Annotated in this window: 4 protein-coding genes; all 4 read right to left on the bottom strand. The window is 35.6% G+C overall.

What is annotated here, in order from left to right; genetic code table 11:
* Window positions 1-1,066: 1,066 nt before the first annotated feature.
* The 4 genes from ACFIMI_RS09440 to ACFIMI_RS09425 all read right to left on the bottom strand — a co-directional run bounded on the left by ACFIMI_RS09440 (window position 1,067) and on the right by ACFIMI_RS09425 (window position 3,898).
* Window positions 1,067-1,291 (bottom strand): hypothetical protein, encoded by a 225-nt coding sequence (locus ACFIMI_RS09440; RefSeq protein ID WP_375638860.1) that lies wholly within the window; start codon window positions 1,289-1,291, stop codon window positions 1,067-1,069.
* 366 nt (window positions 1,292-1,657) lie between these two features.
* Window positions 1,658-3,022 (bottom strand): MFS transporter, encoded by a 1,365-nt coding sequence (locus tag ACFIMI_RS09435; RefSeq protein ID WP_375612596.1) that lies wholly within the window; start codon window positions 3,020-3,022, stop codon window positions 1,658-1,660.
* 57 nt (window positions 3,023-3,079) lie between these two features.
* Window positions 3,080-3,286 (bottom strand): hypothetical protein, encoded by a 207-nt coding sequence (locus ACFIMI_RS09430; RefSeq protein WP_375692515.1) that lies wholly within the window; start codon window positions 3,284-3,286, stop codon window positions 3,080-3,082.
* Window positions 3,287-3,607: 321 nt separating this feature from the next.
* Window positions 3,608-3,898, bottom strand: a complete 291-nt coding sequence (locus ACFIMI_RS09425; RefSeq protein ID WP_375613885.1) for a hypothetical protein — start codon at window positions 3,896-3,898, stop codon at window positions 3,608-3,610.
* Window positions 3,899-4,868: the final 970 nt, after the last annotated feature.

Genomic DNA, 4,868 nt, shown 5'->3' with positions numbered 1-4,868 from the left:
TCCCTCCCTTTGTTCTATGTGTACCTGTATATCTTCATCCTCAAAACAATCTGCCAACTTTTTGTAACAAAAAACTGCAAACAATTCCTTGAACTCCAAACTATCTATACCACTAAATACTAAGGGGGATTTTTACCTAGCAAGCTTTTTGGGGTAGCGAGCCTATGCCTATGATCTGTGGGGGCAGTGCTTTACGGCTCAGATAGAGAAATAACAGCTTTTTACACTATCCTAACATACATAATGGCTATGGTATGTAAGAATAGTGCTGTTTTTTATACGGAGCTGTCTTATTATAAAATTAAGTAGGGTAGGGGAAGAACGTATAGGTACGTAATTTACGCGCATAAAGGCTTTGTAGGAATTAAATCTAAGCTCAGATTTTCTCTCTTTACGGAGTTAAGACTTGTGTTTTAATTTTTTTCCTTTCATTGTTATAACAGTGAAGGGGGTGAATAATGCGTGATAATTGGAAAAATATAGAATGAGAACAGAAGTATAATTTTGTATTATCGTAACTGCAATAGCATTCTTTATTGGCAGATTGTTTATTGGAGAGAAGGAAGTAGGCAATGCGCATAATCCCTGAACGGAAGGTTTTGTGACAAGAATTTCAATAATGGCATGTTACTAAATGTTGTGTGTGTTCTTTGCTTGTCAGAAAAAGTAGATGGCGCTCTTTATTTGCATAACCGGTATAGAGTAATGCGGGAGGCTAGTTTAAAATCTCGTTTATTCCGTTAAAGCTTACGGTTTTCTATAAAAAGACTGTTTTCATTATATCCGCTGTGAAGCTCGCATACTTGGTAGATGGAAATATAAACGTTTATCGTGTCTGTAAGGGAGCTTGAAGCAATGAAGTTATGTGTAAAAGAGTTCTGAAAAGCTTCTTTTGTCCGTAAAACTTATAAGGAAAATTTAAAGGCAGGAAAATGTTAGAGAAATCTAAGAGTACGCTGTGAAAATCAAGAAAAAGTCTTTTTAGAGATGGTTTGCTGTCTGTCATCGTGCTTCATGATTTTCAATGTTTTTAAAATTTCTTTCTCAATGAGAGAGGGCTTTTTTATTAAAGCGGGGGAGATTTGTTATGACAGTTAACAATGAAATGGAGAGAAGATGCTGCTTTACCAGCTGTTTTTGTCGCTTCAGTTTCATTTGGACCTATTGCTGTTATGAAAGCATAGTGATTCAATGACTTTGAAAAGGGGCGAATAACATTATCAAGTTTGCAATACAGTGCGATTTTTTGCATCGCGATGCGTGGCAGAAGATGGTCAGCATTTGGGGGCATTGTGGGTTCTATATTCTATGCTGGTTCTGTAGGGCGTCTGTTAGCGCATTTATGGAACTATTCCGCATTGAAACGCGTGCTTAATTTCGTGGATCTTTGCAAAGGTCTGATCAGAAAATCCCATATTTCAAGAGGTTTTTAGAGGGATCTAAAAGCACAGAGGTATCATAAAATTACAAACACCGTACGTTACTGGAGGTGATCAATTTTAGAGCTTAAGGAGCTTATCGATTTAGTGTTCTTTCATAAAAATGATGAAGGTTGTGTTCAAGGTCTCAGTGTGTTGGTTTCTCGAAAAGTGGTAAATGCTGTATGATTTTATAAGCTATTGCCAATGTTATGGCTAGGGAGTTCAAATAAAGTATATCATAAATCGGAATTCTTCTCTTTACGCGATAAGAGGAGGGCTAGGCAAAACAGTAAAAATGTAGCGATAGAGAATATGAAGAATACGATATATGTTTGGTTTAAGGACAGGGATTCTTCTGTCAGCGAATGGATCAAAAAGCCAGCGAATATACCCCCTAAGGCACCACCTATTTGCTGTAATATGCGTGTGATAACGGCTGTATCTTTGACGTATAAACTGTTGACATATTGGATGGGGGCGGAAAGGCAGACAATGGTGGCGATGCCAAGTCCTATGCCTCTTAGCAAGAATCCAAGTCCATCCATGCTTATATTATAGCCGAAGCATAATAACCCAAAGCTTGATATCACTAAACCAATTCCTATCATGAAAAAGGGAGATTTTTCTTTCCATTTTTGGTAAATAAATTTCCTGCCAATCCACGCACCCACTCCTTGCAGAGCAAGGAGGGCACCGATGATGAGAAGGCTCTTTTCATAGTTTCCTCCCATGGCAACGGCTAGTGGGAAATAAACGAGGAAGCTATAAAAAAGAAATGAAGCAACGAGCCCCATGATCATGAGCAATGTATAGCGCGCATTTTGAAATCCGCTAAAGACGATTAATTTGTTTTTTGCTTTCTGATTAGAAACAATGAATAATATGAGAGATATCACGGCTATAAGCGCTAGGATAAAGAGGGTGTTGTGGTTATTGATATTTCTGGCTTCTGTGAGATAAAAAAACGAAAGAAGGGAGATGGAAAACGCTAAAAAAGCAAATAAGTTAAATTTTGTTTTTGTTGTTTCGTTGCTCTTTAAATGTTTAGCTCCAAGGGTGAGTGCCAATAAAATAAGCGGAATATTGATAAAAAATAACAAACGCCAAGACACATACTGAGCAAGCGAGGCGCCTACCAGCGGACCAAAGGCAGGAGCGAAAACTGTTGGTACGGCTATGGTGCCCATGGCTTGGCGCACTCGTGTCTGTCCAAATTGTAAGGCAATGATGGTTTGGCTAAGGGGCAGCAAAAGACCGGTCCCAAAACCTTGAACGATACGGGCAGATATAATAGTTGGAAAATTATAGCTTAATCCTACCCCCAGTGATCCAAGCATAAAAATGAAGCTTGCAAGAAGCCAAGTGCTTTTGATACCTATTCTTCCTTGCACAAAAGCGGCCATTAGCAGCCCTGGAACGGTGGCGAGAAAATAGGATGTTACAACCCATTGTATATTATTTTCTCCGACTGAAAAATAATGCGCAAGGTTAGGAAGGATGACATTGACAATGCTCCCGTCCAGCAGAGGAAGTATGCTGGAAATAATGACGGTATATATGACATACCTTTCTGTTTTTGTATAGGAATCTCTCTTTTGCATTATTATGCCCCCTGTTGATATTCTTTAAAATATTGTCCCCGCCCCATTCCCAGACTTTTAAAAATTAACATGTGTTTGTGATGGCTGTGGTTTTGATATTGGGATAAATGTGATTGGGAGCGCTGATGGTCCCCTTGTGTACAACCCTTCTTCCTCCAAAATGAAGCCATCAGTTAAGCTGATGTCAATGAGTTTATCGAGGAGTCTATTTGCCGTCAACTCAATCTGCATGAGAGCAAAAGCAGAACCTACACAAACGTGCACGCCTGCTCCATTTGCATTTATTATTTAACATGGAAAATGTGAAAATCTTTATAAATCAAATTATTGACTTAAAAATCCAATGTTTGTTTATATATCATTTTTTATGCTTAAATGATTGTTTGGGTATCAAATGTATTCTCAATAGTTTATAATTTTCTTTTCTTAAATGTGCAGCTCTTTCTGAAAAATGTTCGATAATTTCTTGATTGTTTAATAAAAATTAAAATTGGTTATAAGGAAGAGCTTGTAAATTATAGAGTAGGAAAAAGGTGCATTTTATAAAAAACAGGGGAGGGTTGTTTCCATAACCCAAACATTTTTTCAAGTTGTTGTGGTATCTTTTTGAATTGCTTGATCGATAAAAGTTTTATAATTATCAGAAACAATATATTGGGTATTTTCTCCCAAAGCTTTGAAATGTTCATGACCGCAATGGATTTTTGCTTTTTCCAGAACGCGCAACATGTCTTCGAAAATACTTCTTTTGCTTTCCACAACAAAATACAGTTTTTCTTGCCCATTTTGCTCGAATAATACAGTCCAATCGGGAGTATATGATCCAAGAGATGTATCAATTTTAAACCATTTAGGCAGTTTCGCATAAACTTTAATCTTATCGTTTTTTTCAAATGATTGTGCAAAATTGAACTCAATATCTGAATCATAAATACATGATCATAAGTTGATTTATCAGTTTTTGTCATATTCTTTTATAAAACAATTTGCTTTTATATTTATTAAAATGCATTTTCTATTTTATTTTTTCGTATAATTAGCCAATGAAGTTTTTGCTCTAATATCGCAATTTGTAAAAGACTATTTTGGTCATTCAATATGAAACTTTTTATGTCGGTTTCTTGTATTGAAAGCAATGGTACGATTTTTGATATCTGTATAAAATATTTACAAAAGAATTAATAACGCATGATTATAGAATTTTGTTCTTTGTTTGAAGCATGTACAGTTAAACCATTGTTTATTCATAGATTTTATGTTCATTATTTATTTGATACATTTAATCTAGAATGTAAATTGTGTTCGTATACTCAAACTAAAATACTGGTATTGAAGTGGTGAGAGTGTTGCTTTGTTGAGAATAGATCATTGGGTAGGTTGGTATTCCCTTTGTATCAGAGAATTCAACTTATTCTCTCATATTGTGTGTGGATGAAATGTTAACCGCATAATGCTCCCTCTTACATGAGATGTAAGATTGATATGTTTTCCACATTGAGAAAAGTTGTTGATCGTAGGGGAATATTTTCTGCGAAATTCGTTTGGCTTAAATGGAAAAAATAGAGCAAGAGTCGCATATTTGTTATGCTGTAATGGCATATATATAATCGATGGAGTCAACACTTCATTTAAGAAGTTTTTTAAAGGAAAAACATAAAAAAATAGAATTATTGAAAAAAATCTTTTATTTTGAAGCTTGTTTCTCACGCTTATAAAAGCTTCACGTGGATTTCGAAAATTCTTGTTGTGTTGAAAAGCATGAAAAATCAAGAAAATTTTGCAAAAAAGCTGCACTATGCGTGCAGCTTTTTATGTATTTGCTTTAAAGGAAGACAGGTAGACGTTT

This window comes from Bartonella sp. AP4SXKL (assembly GCF_042195845.1).
GTDB lineage: Bacteria > Pseudomonadota > Alphaproteobacteria > Rhizobiales > Rhizobiaceae > Bartonella.
Note: the sequence above shows the minus strand (reverse complement) of the source record. Positions and strands in the feature narration are given on the sequence as shown.

Bases quoted from the DNA above. Each gene is read 5' to 3' on its own strand.
- ACFIMI_RS09440 (WP_375638860.1), bottom strand. From the start codon at position 1,291: ATGCCCCCAAATGCTGACCATCTTCTGCCACGCATCGCGATGCAAAAA.
- ACFIMI_RS09435 (WP_375612596.1), bottom strand. From the start codon at position 3,022: ATGCAAAAGAGAGATTCCTATACAAAAACAGAAAGGTATGTCATATAT.